This window comes from Sporosarcina sp. ZBG7A (assembly GCF_000813425.1).
In the GTDB taxonomy this organism is placed as follows: domain Bacteria; phylum Bacillota; class Bacilli; order Bacillales_A; family Planococcaceae; genus Sporosarcina.
The window spans coordinates 17074-39445 of sequence record NZ_JWIB01000019.1 but is presented as its reverse complement, the minus strand read 5'-3'; the positions used below and the strand labels follow the sequence as shown (position 1 = coordinate 39445).

Genomic DNA, 22372 nt, shown 5'->3' with positions numbered 1-22372 from the left:
TGCTGTTTGCGGGAATAGGAGATGTCCGTAAGAAAACAGAGAGGAGACGTATAGAACTCGTTATCTACCGTGGTGATGATTTTAGAGTGAACAACAAGGATATGTCTGTTCTGGCTGCGAATTATTCAAGGGCAGATTTGTAGGTCGATACCTAATGTTGATATCGAAATAACGTACCTGGACCACATATGATTCTGAATAGTGTCTGAATTGTTTTTGGTCCAGGTACCGATGAGTTTAGTGGGAAACCTGAGTATTCTTATGATGGCTTGAATAGTACAGCCGAAAAGCTATTGACTAATGTTGATAAATTTAGGTACCTGGACCACATACAATTCAGAATAGTGTCTAAATTATGTGAGGTCCAGGTACCGATTAGCAATAATTAATATAGGGGGATAACTATGGGGAATATAAATGTTGTGGATGTATTTGGCGTTAAAAAAGAAGAAGTTCTAAGCTATTTATCTAGGGAAAATGTAGATCAGAAGTTTGTAGATGAACTTAAAGGTGATAAGCATATAATTGTATATGGTTCTTCAAAACAGGGTAAGTCTGCACTGATTCAAAAACATATTCCCAAGTCTGATTGCATTACAATAGGCTGTAGTACGAAAATGACTAACAAGGATATCTATTCATCTTTATTAAGACAATTAGATGTAAGAGTTGAAAGTTCTACTGAACATACTAAAGGAACCTCTGGAGAAACCCTTGTCAAGACTACTTTCAAAGCAATCCTCCCTTTTTTTGGGGAAGGAGGGACAGAAGTCTCAGGAAAAGTATTAGGGAATTCAACTGATAAAAGCAATTTTAGTTATGTAGAGTATAATTTGGACATAGCACAAGATGTAAGTGAGTTGCTTAAAAAAATAAATTTTAATAAAATTATTATTATAGAAAACTTCCACTATTTAGAAGAAGAAATCCAAGATTTATTTTCTACTGATTTAAGGTTGTTTCAAGAAAATGATATAAGATTTGTTATACTAGGTATATGGCGAGAGAAGAACAGATTAACTCAATTTAATAGGGATCTAATAGATAGAATTATTGAAATTCCTGTAGAACCTTGGTCAATAGATGATTTTGAAAAAGTTATAGAAAAAGGATCTAACATTTTAAAAGTTCAAATATCAGACTCCATAAAAAAACAAATCAAAGAAATAGCTTTCGGGAATATAGGCATCGTACAAGAGTTATGTAAGGAAGTTTTAGTAGAAGCAGGATTAATTAATGCTCAAAATCGTATTGTATTAATTGATAATCAAGACTATTTAGAGCGTGCAATAGAAAGAAAAGTAGAAGAATATGCCTCTAGTCATTTGAGATCACTTGAAAGTATTGCTGAAACAGGGCAGCAAGTAAATGGTTTATATTTACCTTATTACCTAATTAGATTTTTAGTAGAGAGTAACATTGAGGAATTAAAGGATGGTATTCAAAAAAGTAAACTTCATGAAGATATCAAAAGAATACATCATAAAGCTGACCATGTCCGTATGTCAGATATGACAAATTTATTGCATGGATTGGCAGAAAAGCAAAGTAAAAAGATGATTAGTCCTCCGTTATTTGATTACGATAGAGTTAATAGACGACTTAGGATTATAGATTCTACTCTAATGTTCTTTTTAAACTTTAAAAATAAAGAAGAAATTTTAGAAGAAATTATTAATCCAGTAGAAAACGAATTTAATATATAATATAAAAATTAAATCAGCTTATAAAAAATGTGGCGAGTATCAATATTTATGTGTAAATGAACATACAACCTTCTCCTAGGAACTCGTCACTCTTGAAAAATTAAATAGTTAGTATTCCTTAGTTCGATTCACTATTCGACTAAAACATCTCTGCGAGCTCTGCACGTGCTAGATTGAAACCAATATTAAACTAGGTACCTGGACCATGAACAATTCAGACACTATTAAGATAAAAATGATCAGACTAATAATATTGAGATCGGAAAGTTAAAGTCAAGTTCGATTTATAAGTTTAATGAACTTATCGTATTCAACTGAAATCAAGAAATATTTGTTTCAGTAAATCAGTCTAGTTATAAAAAAGTAAGATTGATATTATTTTATCTAGATCTTTTTAAAAAGAAAGCGTGAACCCAAGATATAAGTCACTTGGATTCACGCTGTTTTGCATTTATTGAATCGAATCACATCCGCTTGTCCTACTCTATAACCTCATCTCTGATTACACGCAAATTGATAAAATGGCGAATGAGGAAATACTTGCAATCGTTTTACGGTATTTTGAGCGAGCGCCTGTGCTTTTGTAGATGAGCCGAGATGGTGGTGACATAGCGCTTCGTAGCTACCGGATAACGTACGAACTGCAGTGTCAATTGGGTTCATTTGGATTCGATCGTTCCATTGAATCGGATTTGAATTGAATAGGCTGAGTGCTTCTTCATAGTGTTCCATCTTAGTTAATGCACGTGCTTTTAGATTTAAAATCATGGAAAGAAACGCTTCTTTTTCGTTACTTGGTATGTGGGATGAGTCTGTTACGTTCTCGTACAAACGATTTGCAATTTCAAGGGCTTGGTCATAATTGTGTTCGAAAAACTCTTGTTAAAAAAATATTAGTTAGTTCGAATTCCATCTCAATTCCTTCGTGGTTCACTAATTGAATGAATGGCTTGGCTTCTTTTATCAAGAGACGTGCGTTCTCATAGTTGTGTTCATCATAATACAACCATGCTTTTGTATTGAGCAGCCAATAATAATTGTCGAGGACGATATGATCGCGAGAAAATTGCAAGTCGGCATCTAATTCGGCATGGGCTTGTTGGTGTCGACCTAATGATTCTAATGCAAAAGATTTCATCGCCATTTGTTGGATATACACAGACTTCGTTTCGATACTGTCCATAACTGACAACTGAGGAGTCATGCCGTCTATTATCTCGATGACGAGCTCATAATTCGCCTGGTCAAATTGAACGTCTGCGAGAAAACTGTGACATCGGATAGCGCGCCAAGTCATCTGCAGCTCTTCATACATTTTGATGGCACGTTCTATATACGGTTGCCATTGTTCCCAAGTGATAGAAGGATTTTCTTCAAATACGTAAAGCGAATACAAACATTTTGCGTAAATTTCGTTTAGACGAGCGCCTTCGTAACCACTCGGGTTTTTACTAAGGATAGGCTGAAGCAATTCAAGTAATTGTGTAAGTGGAGTGCTCCCTGAATCTTAATATTAGCTGCCTGTGCACTACACAACTCCAGAACGGTTCTGAATAGTGTTCGAGTTGTGCGGTACCCAGGCAACCAAAAATGATACTGAAGCAGCTACTTACACTTCCAGCCCCGCAATACCAAATCCTCCAGGACCGGAATGCGTCGAGATCATCGCTCCAGCCTCAATCCACATACTATTCTCGAATCCTTGTTCCATCGCAATTTCATCGATCCGTTGTTTGATCGTCTCACTGAGTCCAATCGAATAAATGAAATAGATCTGCTGTCTGTCGATGTTGTATTGCTGTAGATAATCATGAAACAGACTTTCAGTGACCTTCTCCATCTTACCGCGGTATTTCCTAGTCGACATAAGCTTACCGTTCACTAATTCAATACACGGCTTGATCTTCAGCAACGCGCCGCCAAGATACGCCATATTGCTGACCCGTCCGCCAGCCCGCAGAAAGTCCAAGCTACCGGGAAGGAAGGCCAGTCGTGACTTCGGAACCTTAGCCTCAATCATCTCCACCAGACGTATAGGATCGATGTCAGGCTCTTCCTCAAGCAAGTCAGCCGCATACATCGCAACTGCAGTCAATCCGCCTGTGACGTTCAACGCATCAAGTAAATAAATATCCTTTACATCTTCCGCAGCCGTCAACGCATTCTGATAGGAAACAGACGCTTTTGATGTATAGCCTATATGAATGATGACGCTTTCAGGAAACTCCGTCCGGATAGTTTTGAAAAACTCCTGGTACTCATGCGTATTCGTAGCAGCAGTGGAAGGGATTTTTTTCGTGCGGTTATAAAAATCAAAGATATCTGCTACAGGCAGATGACCGTCCAAATAGTCTTTGCCGTCCATGATGACGTGCATCGGTACTACATGTATATTGTGCTTCTTCGCTAGAGATTCCGGCAGATCGGCACCGCTTTCGGTTGTTAGGATGATTCTTGCCATTATGTGTCGCCTCCAGTTTGTATTGTGTGGGGTAGTGTATGTAGTTTCACTATACAGGATATGTGGGTGTGGGATGTTGGATTAATGAAATAAATGAAGTGTTCTCTCGAGTATTAAATGCCGCTGTGTATGAAACATTCATGAATGCTTGAATAAACGCGAAAGTTTGTTACATTGACATCAAACAATTAGCTCGACGAGGTTATTAGGAGTATGGTTTCGCATTGCGGTCAGTGATATGATATAGACGCAGCGACATATAGCGGATGGGCGGTTGGCACTCCCTTGAGAAAGGGGGTGTTAATATGGTGACATACGAAGCAATGAACATGTTATTCCAATTTGGGTTGTTCCTCGCAGCAATGGCAACAACCATTGTAGCGAGGATTGCTTTATACACCAACAGAAAAAAGTAACCACCCACCGCTAACGACCAAGTAAGCAGGGTGATTACTTTTAACACCTTTGTTCAACTGGCCAACCGCACTTCATGCGGGTGTCAGCTGCATTGACTGGGTGTTGACGCACTCAGTCCTTTTCAATATAGGTTTAGTTTAGCACAAATATTCGAAAATAACACCTATCGCTCGTTATTGGGCTATACAATAGAGATGCAGGAATAAGAACTAATCACGAATGTTTGAAAAAACATAAAGATTCGTGCACATGCAGCGCTCACTCGAATCCTCCTTGGTATGCAAATTGGGGGTCAATTCGTGCAGATATGACACCCCGCGTCATACCAAGAGGGCTCATTGTGTTCAAGTCTCCAAAAAGCTTCTAACAGTAATGCTCCTTATTGTAATATATGTTAATAGGTGTATACTCCGTATCGGTTAACTGGGTATTTTGATTATATAAAAATAAAACAAAATATAGGGAGTGGATCTGGTGAAAAAAGTGTCTATGCTTGTTTTAATATCACTCTCTCTTTTTGGGTGTGGTGAATATTCACCTTCTAAACATGATGTAGTCAATTCACACGGAACTATAAAAAATCTTGATCTACTTGAAAAATTTACGGAAGATGTTTCTAACAATAAGGACAGTGAAGTTCGTATAGTAAACTACACTGATGAAGGTGATCCAGTAATTCACGACTTGAAGTATTCCGATGAAAAGTTGAGTTCTAAAATTGATACAAGATTCGATGAGTTCGGTGATCAAGGAGTAATAGAGGATACATGTAAGAGTATTAAAATAATAGAAAAAAGCGATCAAATAATTTATCAATTAAGAGGATGTGAAATTTACAAAGAAGGACTTCCTATAACTATAATTCCCAATGATTAATACCGATAATCTCCATAATGAAAAGCAGTCTACTGTAACCGGTAGACTGTTTCTTTTTTAGCCAGGTCAAGGCATCTAAGAACGGGGGACGGGCTGCCTTCTAGATTTACTAAGTGGGTGTAAGCGGGGAGAGCTGTAAGTGCCTGTATAAGAAACAATCATGAATGTTTAAACAAACACAATAGTTTCGTACATAGGCATCCCTAATCCGAGCAAGTATTATTATTTATACACTCGTACGAACCCCCCTTGAAAGTGGAATCTCGCAACTTTCAAATACCCCCTTTCGTCAATTGTATGCTGTACATTACGACTAAAACTTCGCAGTCAAAAAAGCAGGAGAATCGATATGAAAAGATCCGAATATAAAGAACAACATAAAAAAACAATGAAAAAGAGCCGCAGCCTGAAGAAAAAGATCATTCGTTTCGTGTGTGTCGGTGCTGTGCTTGCTGTCCTTTGTGTACTACTTGTACTGAATCTCTTCATCACATTCAGCGATGTCAGTAAACTCGAAGAACCCGCACCGCGATCGACAGTTATTTACGATCCGAACGGAGAAGTGATCCGCACGGTGTCGAATTCGAAAATAGAAGGTGTATCGATCGACCAGATTCCAGATACGCTGATGGAAGCTGTCATTTCCGTGGAAGATCAGCGGTTCTACAAACATCATGGTCTTAATTATTTGAGGATGGGGCGCGCCTTAGTCGAGAATGCGTTCAAAGGAAAAATCGCCGCGGGAGGCAGTACGATTACGCAACAGCTTGCGAAAAATGTGTTTTTGACGCAAGAGCGTACCTTCTCCCGTAAGTTCAAGGAGCTGATCCTTGCAAAGAAGATTGAACGCGAGTATTCGAAAGAGGAAATCATAGAACAGTACTTGAACCAAATCTATTTCGGCGACGGGGCATGGGGTGTCCAACGTGCGGCACAGACTTATTTCGGTAAAGATGTCAGCGAATTGACGTTAAGCGAATCTGCGACACTCGCAGGGATCATTAAAGCCCCGTCGAATTTATCGCCTACGAAAAATATGGAAAAGTCGGTGAAGCGGCGCAATCTGGTGTTGTCGCTGATGCTGCGTGAACAGTATATTAGTCAGGAAGAATATGATGAAGCGATTGGAAAGAAGCTGGAACTGGCCGATTCGACAGTGCCGCATGATGAAGAGAACTATCCGTATTATATCGATCGTGTAGTAGATGAGGCGGTCAATACGTACCAGTTGACGAAGGATGAAGTACTGTCCGGCGGATTGCATATTACAACTGAAATCAATCCGGTCGTCCAGAATGCGCTCGAAGACGTGTATGCAGACAACAGAAATTTCCCGGAGAGCACGCCGGATCAGCTGTTGCAGAGTGCCTCTGTTTTCATTAATCCTAAAACTGGTGGAATTCTCGCGTTAGTCGGTGGAAGAGGAGAGTATACGCAGGGACGCTTCAACAATGCGACCGATCTCATCCGGCAGCCCGGATCTGCGCTAAAGCCGCTTGCCGTCTATACTCCGGCACTCGAGAACGGGTACCGTATGTCGGATTTGATTTTGGATGAACCCCTCGATATGGATGGGTACTCTCCGAAAAACTTTGACCAGCAATATAGAGGAGAAGTGACCATGTACGAGGCACTTGCGCAATCGTATAATATTCCTCCCGTCTGGCTGTTGGATCAGATCGGCGTCCAAGAGGGCGTGGATGCGGTGGAACGTTTTGGGATTTCATTGACAAAAAACGACCGTACGCTTGGATTGGCGCTTGGAGGGCTAGACAAAGGAACTTCCCCCTTACGGATGGCACAAGCGTTTTCCGCGTTTGCGAATGATGGCGTGATGGAGGAAGCTCATGCGATTACAGAAATTAAAGATTCGGAAGGAAAAGTGCTTGGGAAGTGGCAGGGAGAGTCCGTGCAAGTGACGGATGCGGAAGTTGCCGAGCAAATGACTCATATGTTGCAAGGCGCTGTAGAAGAAGGAACTGGGAAAAAAGCACAAATTTCCGGTATGGACGTAGCGGGGAAGACAGGCACCACGCAGCTCCCATTTGAAGGGGGGGATGGTTCCAAAGATCACTGGTTCGTCGGCTATACACCTGACATTGCCGGTGCGGTCTGGCTCGGATATGATCAAACAGACGCCGACCATTATTTAACCTCTACCAGCAGTTTTACTGCACCGCCCATTTTCGCGCAGGTTGTGTCACAAACAGCCAGTGAATTATCTACGAAGACCTTTGATTTGTCGTTAATTAAAGATGAACTAAAAGAGCTGGAGAAGCAGGAGAAAAAGACGAAGAAAGAAAGAGAAAAGAAAGAGAAGAAAAAGGAAAAGGACGGGAAGAGAAAAGAGTTTTGGGAGAGTATCGAAAAGTGGGGACAGAAGTGGTTTAACGATTAAAAAATGGCACCTGTGTGAGAAACTAATCTGACTATGAAGATTGTAAGGAAAGGTTTGAGGAAGAGGATTCAAGGTTAGAGCAGATATAACATGAACTCTTTTAAACAGGAGTGTGATGAAAGGAGCTACTTGCATGGAAGAGGTTAGCAAAGATTATTCTAAGCATTACTCAGATAAGAAATTTTGGGACAAAGTTGTGAAGTTTGGCAAAACAGCCGGAGTGAAAGTAACGTACACCGCCATGATTCTTTACTATACGATTCAAAAACCGTCAGTTCCGAAAAAAGCGAAAGGAATCGTTTATGGAGCATTGGGGTATTTTATTTTACCATTAGATATGATTCCAGATGTGATTCCAGTAGTCGGGTATGCCGATGATATTGGGATGCTTCTTGGAGCTATAGCCATCATTGCTATGTATATAGACGCGGAAACCAAACAAAAGGCTAAAGATAAAGTTGTGGAATGGTTTGGTGATAGTGTAATGGATGATGTTGTATCTGTAGATGAAGAAATTGAAAAGAAGAGTAAAAAACGAGAAGCGAAATCATAATGAGTGCTTATGCATAGGCAAGAAAAGCGTCAACTCCACATGGTTGGTGTTGGCGTTTTTTACATACTAACCAAAAAGTGAAAGGAAGAGTCCATGTCACTTTCAAACAAAATGAAGAGAGAGATTCAACACTACCTAAATGACAACTACCTACCTGAATTAGTTTTCTATACTACGCTAGAAGAACACTCCAAAATGCTTGAATCAGAAATGCATATCTCAGAAAATACACGCAGCTTGGAAGACGTCCTCAACCAGGTACATGAAACCTTTTCAGAGAAGCTGCTGCGTACAATTGATGAAAAAGGTTTGGTAGATAGCGATATATATAAGAAAGCGCACATTGATCGAAAGTTGTTTTCGAAAATTCGTATCAATCCAGAGTATCGCCCGAGTAAGTCGACGGTTCTTGCGTTCTCGCTTGCGTTGGAATTGGATTTGGATGAAACGCAGGATTTGTTGCTAAGGGCCGGATTTGCTTTGTCTCCTAGTAGTAAGTCAGACGTCATCATTCAATTTTTCATAACCGAAGGAATTTATGATCTTTTGCAGATTAATGAAGCGTTATTCGCTTTTGACCAACAAGTACTTGGTGGGTGAATTTGTCGCTTTGCAGGCGACCAAGTCGTTGCATTCAGATGCTATTCTCAATGTATAGAAACGTTGAGGAGGAGATTATGATGAGTAAAGGTCTAACAGAATTGGTTTTTATCCTAGATCGAAGTGGTTCAATGAGTGGGCTTGAACGGGATACGATTGGCGGGTATAACGGGATGCTAGAGAAGCAGAAGAAAGAAGAGGGTCACGCACGTGTGACGACGATTCTTTTTGACGATGCATATGAAGTGTTGCATGACCGAATCGATCTTCAGACAGTCCAAGCGATGACAAATGATGCGTATTATGTACGAGGGATGACGTCTCTGTTGGATGCGATAGGGAAAACGATTAATCACACGTCTGATGAAGAACGTGCAGAGAATGTACTGTTTGTGATTACGACGGATGGATTGGAAAATGCGAGTAGTGAATTCACGTACGATAAGATTCGAAAGCTGATAGACGTGCACAAAAATGAGCATGGCTGGGAATTCATCTTTCTTGGAGCGAATATCGATGCGATTGCAACAGCGAGTCAATTCGGTATTTCTCAAGATCGTGCAGCGAATTTTCACGCGGATGGAGAAGGAACGGAATTAAATTATGACGTGATTAGTGAAACCATCAGTTCGTTTAGACTTCATAGTGAAATACGAGAAAATTGGAAAGAACGAATCGAAGAAGATTTTACGACTAGAAGTTCTAAAAGATAAAAGAGGATTAATTTATAATGGTTGCCAGTGTCCGACACAACTCCAGAGCGATTCAGTAAAGTGCTTAAGTTGCGTGGTGCTTATGCGGTAACTCGTAGCGAGTTAAAAAGAAGCGCTTCGTTAGATAACGATTTCTGATTCCCCATTAAAGGACAAGGACCTGGATCACACACAATAGATGAATCAATCAGAGAATATTTTTAAAACCTAAGAAAACCGGTTCTATAAATTCTATAGAGTCGGTTTTTAGGTTTTTAGTTTAGGTATCAGAACCATCCATTATTATATGAGTAAAAGAGGCTAATCATTCAAACTCTTCATATTCGTTCGGGTGCTGACCCTCTACTCTTCCTGCTTCGCCTTTATCCAAGGAATCAATTGTTTGGATATCTTCTTCACTTAATTCGAAGTCAAAGACATTAAGATTTGCTTTTTGATGTTTGTATGACGATGATTTTACGATCGGTAAGACACCGTTTTGCAAGTTCCAGCGAATAATAATTTGCGCTGGCTCTCTGTTATATTTCTCAGCGATTGATACAATGGTATCGTTTGTTAACACATCATTTATTTCGCGCCCTAAAGGACTCCAGGCTTCTGTTAGAATACCTCGGCTTTTATTGTACTCTACCAGTTCGTTATTGTTGAAATATGGATGGCGCTCAATTTGATTAGTTTCAGGCGTAACACCTGTTTTTTCAATGATCCGCTCTAGGTGTTCCGGTAAAAAATTCGATACGCCGATCGTCTTGATCAGTCCGAATTTCTGCGCATCCACTAAAGCCTGCCACGCATCTTCATATTTACCTTGCTTCGGAAGTGGCCAATGAATCAAATATTTATCAAAGTAGTCAAGTCCGATACGGTACAGTGATTCTTGGATCATGAGAATCGCTTTGTCGTAATCATGTGAATGGCCAGGGAGTTTTGAGCTGATTATCAGTTCTTCTCTTGGGACAGATGACTGCCGAACCGCTTCTCCTACCATTCCTTCGTTGTTATAGTTCGTCGAGGTATCAATGAGTCTATATCCAGCTTCGATGGCTGATAAAACGGACGTTACTCCTTGTGCACCATTGATGTTCACCGTTCCAAAGCCAATTGACGGGAGGCTTGTACCATCGTTTAATCGATGCGATTGTATGTTATTCATACTTATCATACTCCTTTTACAATTATTTTATCTGATAGGTCTTTCTCTCATTTTCCCTTCATGAGAGCTGCCAAACCTCCTTGAAAGCTTTGCCTGTGCGCAGCGAAATCAAGGTGATCTTCAGAATTGTTTTGGAGATGACTTTAGACAACCAAAGTTTTTAGTTAATCCACCTCATCGAGCATCCACCTGTCGTTTTTTCCATTTCCCCTTCAGCCTGCTATCATAATAAGCCCAGATAACAAATCCGCTGACTGCCAGCATTGAGCCATAGACGAGCATCTCCCAAGTAAGCAAAGCTTGAAAGGTGTCTTGAATGGAAGTACCACGGACAAAGACGTCATATGGATTAGTGGAAACATAGGAGATCGGCAGTTGGTCACCGATGTCGTAATTTGCATAGGTGTTCCGGGTCACATCTTTGATGACCTGTATGGTATTGCCGTCTTGGTCGTCAAATGCTACCGTGAATTCGCGTATGGAATCTTCGTGATTCCGATAGGTGATATATGAATACGTGTCGAAGATCGTTGCTTCCGTTTCTGTCTTTCCGAAAGGCATTACTTTCCTGAAGAGATTAAGGAGGAAGCGGGAGGCGAAGAACATGAAGAATAGGACGATGGCGCCGGCGATTCCCCAGCCGGTATCATGCTGTTTCTTATTCCTGTTCTTTTTGCGCTTTTTTCGTTTCTTTTTTACATAACGCTTGTATGCGGACTTCTGTTCCGCCTGTTCAATTGCGGGAATGGAAAGAATAGTAGCGATCAGGCAGCAGAACGCTAAGAATCCGAGTACGCCTATGCCCGCCAGATAAAACATGCTGTCCATAAGGATATCCCGGCTCGTTGAAAAACCCGTCGGACCGTTCGCATAGCCCTCTATTTCATCCCCCCGAGTAAGTTCTTCCGCCTGTTTTTTTGAGATGCGGTACAGTTCTTCAGATGGTGTTCCGTCGGGCTGCTCGATTTTCACATTGTAAGCAGGAGGTCTGAACAGACTTTTTGTACCGACTATGCTCGCGACTGTTTCTGACTTCGGCTCTGTGGACATTAAGTCATACTCTTCTAAGTATGATGATGTAAGACCCCACGTCAGCAGACCGAAAAAAATCGTAATGGCCGCCATTCCTATTAGTTCCTTAAACGTTTCCATTTGTGCCACCCCTGTAGTTTCATTGGTTCTATCATAGCGAAATGGACAATGAAAGAACAAGAGATATCGGAAACAGGACAATTTTAATCTGGAAATATAAATGAGAGGAATGGCGAGTATGACGAGTATGGAGATGCGATCGCTGAACGTTGTTCGAAATTTGAAGTGCAGCGAAGACGAACTGAAACACATGTGGTTTGTGAGGGCATAGAAAACATCAAAGTAGATCCATTATTTACGTGAACCTAATTATTTCCCATCGTACTCAATTGATTTCACTAAAATTGGGACTTCAATTTCTTTTTGTTCCGTCACAATTCGGAAGGATGTTAACTTGGAAGATAGTTTTTTATCAATCGCAATTAAAAAGCTTCTTGGTGACAGATCTGCTGTACACACATCATCCAACGGTTCAAAAGTAATCACTAACTGACTCTCTTCTATGTTGGTGTTGAGTGAATCAAGGATATAGGGACAACTGCCGGATTCAGTCATTCCGACAAACAAAACATCGTTCGTCTCAAAATCTACATCTGGAATTGCACCTTCAAGTTGAAACTCTTTCCAAGAATCTTCGTACACATCCTGTGTTTTAACAAGCTCAGTTTGAATCCCCTTTGGTACAGATTGATTGCTAATGCTTTCAAAATTGCTCGGCAATGTCTTTTCAGAAGCAACCAGTTGAGCCTGTATCGACTCAGTTTCTTCCGTATTGTTTTTATCAGAAGTACAGCCCGCCATTACAAAGACAATACTCATCATGAAAAACACAGTCAGCCTATTCATATGCTCCCTCCTTTGCCAACTAGACGAACAGACAACTGGAAAGTTACACGAATCAATTTGAGTCTCTGTCCACGTAAATATCAAGGAAGTGTAAACACACACGAGTTTGACATGCAGACTGCCATCATGTGGAGGGAATTGACCATCCTATGAATACGGCAGGTTTCATTTCTAAAGAGTCTTGACGAACGATTCCATCAATATTAAGCTGATTGAAGAGTCAGATGCTGGAAAATCAGGTGAGCGGTATGAGAAGAAGTGTTCTAGTTTATTGACCTTCGCTATTTTAACTACATACCAGCCGTGTCTTTTGGCGGGAAGAACTCGATAGAATTGATTCCATTCTTTTTCTGCTAACGTTCAATGAAATAAACCTGAATAATGAAGGTGCAGCTAATAAATGAAATGAAAGTGGGAATGAGCGTGAAGAGAAGTTATATAGTTGCTGTGCTCCTAGCGGCGGTCATTTTTATTTCTGTGCTAGTCATCGATAGTGGTCACGAACCGAATCCTAATTCTGAAAGAACGATCGAACATGAGGCGCCATCGGGTCCAGGCGTGGTATCTGACTATATAGATTCACCGACTTTGACGGACCATCAAGTTGCACTGAACGATCTTTACGTGAAGATCCCTTACCAAAAAAGAGACATCGTGCTAACAAAAAGAACAACGGATAAATACATCATTGTGGACATCACTTCTCAAGATACTGGTGAGTTGCTATATACATATGGTGAGTCGGCAGATCATGGGAAAGAGAAATTGGTGTTTAGAGAGGTTACAACGAAAGAGGGAAAGGTTCGCCTGCAAATGGTCGTGGACATTGATTTTGAGTCGGGGTTAATTAGAAAAGTCCTAGAAACAAAAGTAGTATACGACCCGAAACCCGAGAAAGTTAGATCCGAAATGATTGGCGCTGGCTCGCGGTCTGGAAAGTTTCCCGCTGAGAATGTTGAAGTCTTGGCGAGTCTCTATTTGAATTGGAGGAACGAAAGTCAGGAGTTGTATGAAGGTTATGAAATTGGCGTTATCAAAAAGTGAACAGTGAAATATCCGCCAGCGAATATAGAAAGGGGTAGCTTTGCCAATGGCCATTCTGACAAAGGATACACAATACATACGAAGTCTTTATTTGAAGAGAGACCAAATTAAGTCCTTTGCGCGCTATCCGCTCAATCTTCCTTTCATCTGCGGCTTGGAGGAGTTGGCATTCCATCCGAATGTCACCTATATCATCGGGGAAAATGGGATGGGGAAATCCACGCTGCTGGAGGCAGTTGCAGTCAGCCTTGGGTTTAATCCGGAAGGGGGCACGCGGAATTTCAATTTTTCGAGCTATGACTCGCATTCCGATCTGGATAAGTATCTTCGAATCGTCAAAGGCGTTCATCGGGCGAATGATTCGTTTTTCTTTCGTGCGGAAACATTTTACAATGTCGCCACCCACATAGAAGAACTGGATTCAGAACCTTTGGGAGGACGAAGGATCATTGATTCCTTTGGTGGCAAGTCTCTCCATGAGCAATCACATGGGGAATCATTTTTCGCGGCGTTCATCGAGCGTTTCCAGGGGAACGGTTTGTACATATTGGACGAGCCGGAAGCAGCATTGTCGCCAACCCGGCAGCTCGCGATGCTTTCAAGGATTCATGAGCTCGTGACAGAAGGTTCACAGTTCATCATCTCCACTCATTCGCCGATCCTGATGGCGTATCCAACAGCTTTTATCTATCAGTTGGAAAACGAAGGGATGAGGGAAGTCGAATTGGAAGACACTCCACACTTTTCGATCATGAATCAATTTTTCAGCGACCGGGACCGGTTGCTCCATCATCTATTCAAGCGATGAAAGACAAAATTTACATGTGGATCAATTCTAAAATAGAGAAAAATAGGTGGGCGAAAAAATCATGAATGTTTAAACAAACATGAAAGTTTCTTGCACAGTCACTGTGAAAATTAAGCCACTTGCTGCCCTCTGGCAAGTGGCTCTTTGCCATTTAGGGGAAAAGTGGGAAAAAAGAATGCACTGCAGTTTACCAATGAGGTATGATGAAATGACAGATAGTTCATACAATAATATGAATCTAATAACTTGACTTTAAGAATAAATAATAACTATAAACCTGCTATGGTGAAGTGTGACTTGCTCCTCCACAGCCAAATCCGCGCTTGCTTAGCTGATAAATTGAGTTTGAAACCATCTGAAAACTTCAGGAGGATTGATGGGATGACGAAGAAGTGGTTACTGGCTATGATTTTGTCTATGCTTTCACTGAGCGCGGGCTGTTCAGTCTGGGATGGGATCCGGGGATGTCCGGATGGTCAAATTGATTGGGCGGATGTCCTCATGATAAACGACATTAAATATGGCAGTGACATGATTAATAAAGAGACTACTCTTCCCGAAACAGGAGATAACCTTGGTAAGGTAACGTATATGCTAGATGGTCATGCATGCTCTAGCCATAAACTGAAAAATGGAGAGGCAACGTATGTGTCGGTAGGGACGCCAGTGTATGAAGTAATAGGCTACAAACCGGAATTTCGTGTTTTCGCGGATGGGCGTGTGTTTCAAGTGATCGACAATCCGAATGCAGAAACGCTCGGGGACCTTGCCGACATACGAGGGAAAGTGACCAAAATCAGCATCCGAAGTGATGAAGATGATACCCTTCTGGGTGAACTAGACACCAGACAGACTGAGGAGTTTCTTAAAGAATACCTAGCGCTTGCTTATAAAGGAGAAATAACCCCGGAAAACAAAAGTGATAGGGACAACAGGGTCTTTATATACTTCCATCTGGAGGACGGATCCACTTTCCATACAATCTACATGAAAGACGAAAATATAATCGGTTATGAAGGACATGGCAACGAGAAAATGAAGAAGATAATTGAAGCAGTCGTTAAGGAGTGACGGCGTGCGCGGGATATAAAGAGTGCAAAATGAGAGGTGGACAGAGATGAAATCGAAATGGAAAGTTATTACCCTTTTGGCATTGGTTTTTGTTATCACTGCCTGTTCAGGACAGTCTGCAGAAAAGGATAAAGGACGACTCGTCCGGATTGACGTGCAACAGGTTGATGAGCATGGCAAAAAAGGAGAAGAAAAGATACTTGTGGAACACGATGACTTGGAAGCGGCACAAAAAGCATTCGTTAATACGGAGTGGCAGTCAAATACCAAAGCGGACATGGCGCGGCCAGAAGACGTTCTGGCAACTTTCTTCTATGAGAAAGACAAAAACATGCCTGAGTCACTTGTCCAATATCGGATCTGGTTCGAAGAAGACGACTCTGCAACTATCATCAGCAACAAGGAAGATGAAAGCTATGGCAGGATGAATCCTGAAAGCGCTCAGGTCCTGAAAAACCTGTTCATTAAAAATTAACTGTAAAGTTGCAGGAACCGGTAAGGAAAAAAACAAACCAAAAATTATATTGTCGCTTTGCACGACGCAACTCGCGGACGGCTCTGAATAGTGTTCAAGTTGTGCGGTGCACAGGCGGTGGAAACTGTAGCACTTTGCCCAGCTGCTCCCGGTACAAAACTTGGAGCAACTGGGCATTTTTCTATTTGCATTCCTATCCGCCACACACGACCAATGAAATAATTTTCTAAACTAGCGTTACCAAATACAAAATATAGTGTCTAAGTATATAGAAGAGAGGTGAAATGATGTCCGCAGAACAATGGTTTGAGGATTATGCCAGTGCTGTGTACAGCTATATCTTCATGCAAGTGCGGAACCGGCACACAGCAGAAGAACTGACACAGGAAACGTTCGTGAAAGTCGTGGAAAAGGCGCATCAGTTCGACGGTCGTGCCGCGGTGAAGACATGGATTTTCCGAATCGCCTACACGACAACATTGAACCACTTCAGAAAAAAACATCCTCTGACTCACTTTTTCGATAAGGACTTCCATGTGTTCGGTAGCCACCCGTCCTCCGAAGAAATGGCCGAACTTAACGCGCAGGAGACCGAATTTTATGAAGCGCTCCACTGCCTTAATAAGAATCAGAAGCAAGTCATCCTACTACGGCATATCCAGGGGTTCTCCACGAAAGATACAGCCGAAATACTTGGGAGCTCTGAAGGTAAAGTGAAGATGAGACTGAAACGCGCACTGGACGCATTCAAAAAAGAACTCGAGAAAGGAGGAATGTCTCATGAAACCCTATACCGACGATGAACTGACTCAAAAACTCGGAGCCCTTTGCGAGCCGTTTCAGCCTACAGAGGAACAAAAAAGGGCGATGCACCAATCGGTCTTCCACGGGAAAAGTGTACAGGATAGGTATCGTAAGTTTCATTGGAAGCCTGCGATTATTTCTTTGCTATTGCTCGTTTCAATCGCATTCACTGTGACAATCCTGATCGGCAAACCAAACTCGCTTAGTTCCGGATTATTCGCTAAAGATGTAACGGATTCTTGGGAAGGCACCATTATGAAACAGCAGGATTCGTTTGAAGTGACAAATTACTATATTGCTTTCGATGGGAAAACAATGTACATTCAAAACAATTTTATGGGAGATTCCTTCATGGGAACAGAACAGAGTGAATCGGAAATCAGGGGAGCATCTGAGAACTATCAAGCAAAGCTGGCCAAAATGAAGCTGCAAGAGGGCGACTATAAAAACTATACCGTTAAAAAGAAAAAAGATCTGTATACCATCACCGTACCCGGCGAAAATAACTTCTCTTACACATTGGAGAAAACCGCCCCACGACAATATGTTGGGGAGGACGGCATTCGTTACAGCGTGAACAACTACATCGACTAAATCGCAGCAAAACCAAAAATCACCAACTGAAATGTTTGAATGCCTGTTCGCGAAACAATCATGAATGTTTACACAAACACGAAAGTTTCTTGAACAGGCTTTCACTAATAAAGGAGTGGTCGTGTGCAAGGTATTATTTTTGATATCCGGAACGGAACCGGAAACCAGCTGTATGAATTGCTGAATGGCATGACTGAACCTTCATGGTATTGGAGGACAGGTCCCGGTGAATCGTATTTTGCCGGGTATGAGAAACGTTTTTTTTCGCTGATACCGTTATGGAGGACCGAGATTTCATCACTCATTTAGCAACTGGCCAGCACTACCTAATCTTTGTCGACTTGAAAGCATTTCCATCCTTAGATACAGTAAGAGAGATAAATAATTACAAAGAATTCATGGAGAGCTCCTGCCTGTTTTCACTTCTGGTAATTGACTCTGTCCAGGTCATCGCCATCGCTAAAAATAACCAGTTGATTTCACATCTTTCTAAGCGGGCAAGAATACTTGGGTACACAAGTATTGAACCACTGAAGGGTGACGAGCTAAAAGGGCTTCTTTACTCAGTGTGGGGAGAGTAGCTTGCCATATAAAAAACGTAAAAGGTGCCTGTGCGAAAACAATCATGAATGTTTAAACAAACATGATTGTTTCTTGCGCAGGCACCAAAACTATGGATTAAAGATCTATATATTTACAGTATTCAGAAAAAGGAACTAACAAATTAATTCAGTAAAACCTCACACTCACCGTACCCTCTGTTTCCGCATCCATTGTGTCGCTACCCACTTTTCCCCAGTTACCACAGGCGCTCCGCCATGAAGCGTTACATCATTTAACATTGGATCATTATAGAAATACTCAAAGTAGACGGCCATCCCTTTTCTCGGCGATACGGAGAAGTTCAGGTGGGGGAAGAACGTTTCGCCACCTTCCTCTACATCATTCAAGTACATGACCAGCGTACTAATTCGGTTGTTTGTTACCTTACTAGTCGACGAGAAGAAATCGTGATGTGCTCGGTATTCTTGACCCGGCTTGTACTGAAGGATTTGCAGACCTTCTCCATGTTCAATCGGGATATTCATAACCGCTTCAATTCTTTTTTCGATTCTCGCAACAATTAGGTTTTCGCTTTCTTCAATAAACATACTGCTACTCGTTCTTAACTGATTTTCTTCACGTGTGGTGCCGATTTTTGAACGTTTCATCTTGTCTGTGGACAATCTGATTAGTTCATCGCACTCTTCATCACTTAACATATTGCCTAAAACGACGATCATTGGTTCTTCGATTTTCGCGACTATGTCAATCTCTCTATCCGTCAGTATCTTTTTACCAACGTGATTAAATATCGTTTGCTCTTTATTCTCCGCTATCAACTTCGAACACCTCTTCAATAGTTTGATTTTCAAATCAAATACGCCCTGTGGCTATGAGTGTACAGCTAATGTCGGACTTCTTGTACGGTTCACACTTCCTCTTTGGATGTAAAGTTAATTTATTTTATCATGCTGGAATAAGAATCGTAAATTAGGAATGTAGTCAAAAAGGTAGTTATATATTCCTGTTTTTACTAATGTGTTTGCCGTTTAGTCATATCTAACTAGACTTCACAAATATTTATGAAGAAACAATCTTCATTGTTTAAACAAAACGATAGTTTCTTGATCAGACACCTGCAACGACTTCTCATATTTACTTATAATAAATTTAGTGATATATTGATTAAGTCCAATCATCCTACAACTTTTCAAAAAAACCTTCGGAGGTGCACTCATGCTGAAAAAGACAGAACGTTTGTCGTTGGTTGAGCAAGTGGTGATTCAAATTGAACATCTTATCGAAAGTGGCCATTGGCAAATTGGCGATCAATTGCCTGCAGAGATGCAATTAATGAAGGAATTTGACGTGAGTCGGAATACACTAAGAGAAGCAATTCGTGCTCTAGTTCATGCGGGTTTACTTGAGACCAAACAAGGGAGCGGTACGGTTGTAAAATCATCTAGTGCCTTTGGTGTAGCGCTTCATAGACAAGTTGAAAAGTCGAGCATCATGGAAACGTTAGAGGTGCGTCTTGCTTTAGAAAGAGAAGCAGCACAGCTTGCAGCCATCCGGCGTAATGATCTTGATTTAGAAGCAATGACCGAGTCTATTCAGTTATGTAAATTGGCATCTGAAAAAGGAGATGTACAAGAATTTTTACAAGCAGATATTATATTTCATAAAGCAATGGTTAAAGCATCACATAATAAGATGTTAGAACGTCTTTATGAACATATAACTGAACCACTGCAGTCTTCAATCGAAGAAATAATGGTGGCAGATGCCTACTTTAACTATAGTGAAGAGATTCACTATGAATTACTAGAAGCCATTAAGAAGCAAGATGTGCAAGCAGCTATTAGTTATGTAAATACATACATAAACGATTTCAGAAAGAAGATTAAACGCATTCAGGAGGACTAAACTTGCAAAAAGATACAAAATTACAACAAACAAAAATAGATTCTAAGAAAAAATGGCTTTTAATGATTGGGGTCATCTTAATTGCTGCCAATTTAAGGGCGCCACTTACATCGATTGGTTCTTTAATCACATTAATACGAACGGATTTAGGTATTAGTCATGCGTTGGCGGGGACGATTACAACACTTCCTTTACTCGCATTTGCTCTTCTTTCGCCTTTTGCACCGAAAATAGCGCATAAAATAACGATGGAAAGGACTATTTTCCTTTCATTAGTTGTCTTGGCAATTGGTATTGTCTTACGATCATTATTTGGAACAGGCGCATTATTCGCAGGAACTATTTTAATCGGGGTTGCGATTGCGTTTGGTAACGTATTGCTACCTGGGTTTATTAAAATGAACTTTCCATTAAAAGTTGGGATTATGACTGGTATGTACGGTGTGTTTATGAACATCTTTGCAGCGCTAGGGTCCGGCTTAAGTGTACCTTTAACATCTATCGGTAAAATTGGCTGGGAAGGATCACTCGCATTTTGGGCGATTCCTGTTTTCATTGCCATTGCGGTTTGGGCTCCCCAATTGAAAAAGGGTAAAGATCCAACTGGATATTCGATGGCCACACCAAAAGAGAAATTATCGTTAGCTCGTTCTCCGCTAGCGTGGTCGATTACGGTATTTATGGGATTACAGTCTCTAATTTTTTACACGTTAGTGACGTGGTTGCCAGAAATCCTGCAAGGCATGGGGTATAGTATGAGTGCAGCTGGATGGATGTTATTTTTAATGCAGTTTGCTATAATTCCATTTACATTTATAATTCCTGTACTTGCTGAACGCATGAAAAATCAAATCGTCCTAAGTGGGGCCACTGCGGTGCTGTTTATACTTGGTATAACAGGCGTTTTAATTGGGAATCAGACTTTGATGCCTGTAGCAGTCATTATGATTGGTATGGGCGCAGGTAGCGCATTTAGCCTATCAATGATGTTTTTCAGCATGAGAACAAGCACTGCTGTTGAAGCATCTGATATGTCAGGTATGGCACAGTCGTTTGGTTATTTACTGGCAGCAACAGGACCAATTGTATTTGGTGGTTTACACGATATAACAGATAGTTGGACAATGCCACTTATCATGTTAATTGCTTTAGCTGTTGTCATCTTAATAGTTGGTATTGCTGCTGGAAGAGATAGAGTAATTGGAAATACAATTTCAGAGAACTAGAATCACAAGAAGCCGTTAACCGTGTATGGCACAACGCTACAGAAATTCTGAAGGTTGTCGAAACATATGCAGCGGAAAAATAAAAGCTAGATGAAAGCTATTTTGTAGCTCTCATCTAGCTTTTATTTATATAGAGGATTCGAAGACGACTTTCTGTCTCACCACTCATTTGCGGGTTTTGCACGAATTTGTTTCCATTACCGAATTGTAAGAAGGGCTCACTTTTGAAATGATGATCCTATTCATTGATTGAGCCTATCTGCAACTCTCGAATTTAATTGACTATCTTTTTAGAAAACTATATAGTTTGGTAAGACCAATGATTAAACTGGTCATACTAAACGCGACATTTTCATAGGCTAGACCACCTCGGGAATTTTTCAACCATACGATAGGAGGAATGTAAATGAATACTAAGTACATGAAAGAGTTTATCACGTATCCAGATATCGCTATTATGCTTATTCTGTTTATTCCGCTCATGGGTTATACTTTATTAAATGCTCTCTACATTGGTACGTGGATTGCTTTCATTATTGGGATGGCTACTTATGCAATGAGTGAGTATGTAATCCACCGATTTTTATTTCATATGAAGACTCCAACTAATCCTTTTTTACTGAAATGGATTAAGCGCTTACATTTTGATCACCACGCTGATCCTAACAATTTAAAACTGTTATTCTTACCGCTTTGGTTCAGTTTGCCTGGCTTCTCAATCTTTGCGCTCATTTTCTACTTAATAACAGGAAACTTCCAATTAATGATTGCTTATCTCGCAGGAATCGTAGTCTATTTTATGTATTACGAATGGAAGCACTACATTGCACATCGACCTGTTCAACCGCTAACGGAGATAGGGAGAAAGATTAAGAAAGCCCATCTTTGGCATCATTTTAAAAATGAAAACTACTGGTTTGGTGTGACGCATACCTCTGTTGATAAAACGTTCGGAACTTATAGAGATCAAAAATTGGTCGAAAAAAGTGAGACTGCAAAGAATTTAGAGAAGCGCACTTGAGTGGAAAGGTATAGACGTATTCCACGCTCTTTATGTATACGTTGC

25 protein-coding genes are annotated in these 22372 nt (G+C 40.8%); 18 read left to right on the top strand and 7 right to left on the bottom strand.

Annotated features, from left to right (window positions below):
• The first annotated feature begins 404 nt into the window (after nucleotides 1-404).
• Complete coding sequence (locus RL70_RS08135; RefSeq protein WP_039042921.1) at nucleotides 405-1706, top strand: hypothetical protein; 1302 nt, start codon at nucleotides 405-407, stop codon at nucleotides 1704-1706.
• Between the two features lie 492 nt (nucleotides 1707-2198).
• Here the strand turns inward: RL70_RS08135 and RL70_RS08130 are convergent, their stop codons facing one another.
• The 3 genes from RL70_RS08130 to RL70_RS08120 form a co-directional block, all read right to left on the bottom strand.
• Nucleotides 2199-2474 carry a hypothetical protein gene (locus tag RL70_RS08130; RefSeq protein WP_039042920.1) on the bottom strand — a complete coding sequence of 92 codons (276 nt, stop codon included), beginning with the start codon at nucleotides 2472-2474 and terminating at the stop codon, nucleotides 2199-2201.
• Nucleotides 2475-2562: 88 nt separating this feature from the next.
• Complete coding sequence (locus RL70_RS08125) at nucleotides 2563-3177, bottom strand: hypothetical protein (protein WP_039042919.1); 615 nt, start codon at nucleotides 3175-3177, stop codon at nucleotides 2563-2565.
• 138 nt (nucleotides 3178-3315) lie between these two features.
• Nucleotides 3316-4167: a DegV family protein gene (locus tag RL70_RS08120; RefSeq protein ID WP_039042918.1), complete on the bottom strand. Its 852-nt coding sequence runs from the start codon at nucleotides 4165-4167 to the stop codon at nucleotides 3316-3318.
• A 305-nt stretch (nucleotides 4168-4472) separates the two neighbouring features.
• On the opposite strand from RL70_RS08120, the gene RL70_RS18200 reads away from it, so the two are divergent.
• The 6 genes from RL70_RS18200 to RL70_RS08095 all read left to right on the top strand — a co-directional run bounded on the left by RL70_RS18200 (nucleotide 4473) and on the right by RL70_RS08095 (nucleotide 9724).
• Entirely contained in the window at nucleotides 4473-4583 is a 111-nt protein-coding gene (locus RL70_RS18200; RefSeq protein WP_231567255.1) for a putative holin-like toxin, read from the top strand.
• 475 nt (nucleotides 4584-5058) lie between these two features.
• Nucleotides 5059-5460 carry a DUF4362 domain-containing protein gene (locus tag RL70_RS08115; protein WP_039042917.1) on the top strand — a complete coding sequence of 134 codons (402 nt, stop codon included), beginning with the start codon at nucleotides 5059-5061 and terminating at the stop codon, nucleotides 5458-5460.
• 349 nt (nucleotides 5461-5809) lie between these two features.
• Nucleotides 5810-7858, top strand: a complete 2049-nt coding sequence (locus RL70_RS08110) for a transglycosylase domain-containing protein (RefSeq protein ID WP_052245859.1) — start codon at nucleotides 5810-5812, stop codon at nucleotides 7856-7858.
• Between the two features lie 133 nt (nucleotides 7859-7991).
• The gene (locus RL70_RS08105; RefSeq protein WP_039042916.1) at nucleotides 7992-8411 is read left to right on the top strand and encodes a YkvA family protein; all 420 of its coding nucleotides are present in this window, start codon (nucleotides 7992-7994) and stop codon (nucleotides 8409-8411) included.
• A gap of 93 nt (nucleotides 8412-8504) precedes the next feature.
• Nucleotides 8505-9011, top strand: a complete 507-nt coding sequence (locus tag RL70_RS08100) for a hypothetical protein (protein ID WP_052245858.1) — start codon at nucleotides 8505-8507, stop codon at nucleotides 9009-9011.
• Between the two features lie 80 nt (nucleotides 9012-9091).
• Entirely contained in the window at nucleotides 9092-9724 is a 633-nt protein-coding gene (locus RL70_RS08095; protein WP_039042915.1) for a vWA domain-containing protein, read from the top strand.
• A 304-nt stretch (nucleotides 9725-10028) separates the two neighbouring features.
• On the opposite strand, the gene RL70_RS08090 is transcribed toward RL70_RS08095, so the two are convergent.
• From RL70_RS08090 to RL70_RS08080, 3 genes are all read right to left on the bottom strand, one after another.
• Nucleotides 10029-10877: an aldo/keto reductase gene (locus RL70_RS08090; RefSeq protein WP_039042914.1), complete on the bottom strand. Its 849-nt coding sequence runs from the start codon at nucleotides 10875-10877 to the stop codon at nucleotides 10029-10031.
• A gap of 174 nt (nucleotides 10878-11051) precedes the next feature.
• Nucleotides 11052-12029 carry a hypothetical protein gene (locus tag RL70_RS08085; protein ID WP_039042913.1) on the bottom strand — a complete coding sequence of 326 codons (978 nt, stop codon included), beginning with the start codon at nucleotides 12027-12029 and terminating at the stop codon, nucleotides 11052-11054.
• 249 nt (nucleotides 12030-12278) lie between these two features.
• Nucleotides 12279-12815, bottom strand: a complete 537-nt coding sequence (locus RL70_RS08080; RefSeq protein WP_039042912.1) for a hypothetical protein — start codon at nucleotides 12813-12815, stop codon at nucleotides 12279-12281.
• 423 nt (nucleotides 12816-13238) lie between these two features.
• Between RL70_RS08080 and RL70_RS08075 the strand changes: the two genes are divergently transcribed.
• The 8 genes from RL70_RS08075 to RL70_RS18385 all read left to right on the top strand — a co-directional run bounded on the left by RL70_RS08075 (nucleotide 13239) and on the right by RL70_RS18385 (nucleotide 18192).
• Nucleotides 13239-13859 (top strand): hypothetical protein, encoded by a 621-nt coding sequence (locus RL70_RS08075; RefSeq protein ID WP_039042911.1) that lies wholly within the window; start codon nucleotides 13239-13241, stop codon nucleotides 13857-13859.
• Nucleotides 13860-13905: 46 nt separating this feature from the next.
• Nucleotides 13906-14667, top strand: coding sequence for an AAA family ATPase (locus RL70_RS08070; RefSeq protein ID WP_039042910.1), 762 nt, complete (start codon nucleotides 13906-13908; stop codon nucleotides 14665-14667).
• Nucleotides 14668-15048: 381 nt separating this feature from the next.
• Nucleotides 15049-15738: a hypothetical protein gene (locus tag RL70_RS08065; RefSeq protein WP_039042909.1), complete on the top strand. Its 690-nt coding sequence runs from the start codon at nucleotides 15049-15051 to the stop codon at nucleotides 15736-15738.
• Nucleotides 15739-15784: 46 nt separating this feature from the next.
• Nucleotides 15785-16213, top strand: coding sequence for a hypothetical protein (locus RL70_RS08060; RefSeq protein WP_039042908.1), 429 nt, complete (start codon nucleotides 15785-15787; stop codon nucleotides 16211-16213).
• A 287-nt stretch (nucleotides 16214-16500) separates the two neighbouring features.
• Nucleotides 16501-17016 (top strand): RNA polymerase sigma factor, encoded by a 516-nt coding sequence (locus RL70_RS08055; protein ID WP_039042907.1) that lies wholly within the window; start codon nucleotides 16501-16503, stop codon nucleotides 17014-17016.
• Entirely contained in the window at nucleotides 16994-17611 is a 618-nt protein-coding gene (locus tag RL70_RS08050) for a hypothetical protein (RefSeq protein WP_039042906.1), read from the top strand. Before RL70_RS08055 ends, RL70_RS08050 begins: the two co-directional genes overlap by 23 nt.
• Before the next feature lie 123 nt (nucleotides 17612-17734).
• The gene (locus RL70_RS18030) at nucleotides 17735-17920 is read left to right on the top strand and encodes a DUF2691 family protein (RefSeq protein WP_039042905.1); all 186 of its coding nucleotides are present in this window, start codon (nucleotides 17735-17737) and stop codon (nucleotides 17918-17920) included.
• Nucleotides 17890-18192 carry a DUF2691 family protein gene (locus RL70_RS18385; protein WP_082003363.1) on the top strand — a complete coding sequence of 101 codons (303 nt, stop codon included), beginning with the start codon at nucleotides 17890-17892 and terminating at the stop codon, nucleotides 18190-18192. The genes RL70_RS18030 and RL70_RS18385 overlap by 31 nt, the downstream gene beginning before the upstream one ends.
• A 165-nt stretch (nucleotides 18193-18357) precedes the next feature.
• Here RL70_RS18385 and RL70_RS08040 read toward each other — a convergent pair whose 3' ends face one another.
• A complete protein-coding gene (locus RL70_RS08040; protein WP_039042904.1) occupies nucleotides 18358-18993 on the bottom strand; it encodes a 2OG-Fe(II) oxygenase in 636 nt (211 codons plus the stop codon).
• A gap of 397 nt (nucleotides 18994-19390) precedes the next feature.
• On the opposite strand from RL70_RS08040, the gene RL70_RS08035 reads away from it, so the two are divergent.
• The 3 genes from RL70_RS08035 (at nucleotide 19391) to RL70_RS08025 (ending at nucleotide 22327) form a co-directional block, all read left to right on the top strand.
• Nucleotides 19391-20080: a FadR/GntR family transcriptional regulator gene (locus RL70_RS08035; RefSeq protein ID WP_039042903.1), complete on the top strand. Its 690-nt coding sequence runs from the start codon at nucleotides 19391-19393 to the stop codon at nucleotides 20078-20080.
• Between the two features lie 62 nt (nucleotides 20081-20142).
• Nucleotides 20143-21306, top strand: a complete 1164-nt coding sequence (locus RL70_RS08030) for an MFS transporter (protein WP_082003368.1) — start codon at nucleotides 20143-20145, stop codon at nucleotides 21304-21306.
• Between the two features lie 406 nt (nucleotides 21307-21712).
• Nucleotides 21713-22327 carry a sterol desaturase family protein gene (locus tag RL70_RS08025; protein ID WP_039042901.1) on the top strand — a complete coding sequence of 205 codons (615 nt, stop codon included), beginning with the start codon at nucleotides 21713-21715 and terminating at the stop codon, nucleotides 22325-22327.
• The last annotated feature ends 45 nt before the right edge of the window (nucleotides 22328-22372 follow it).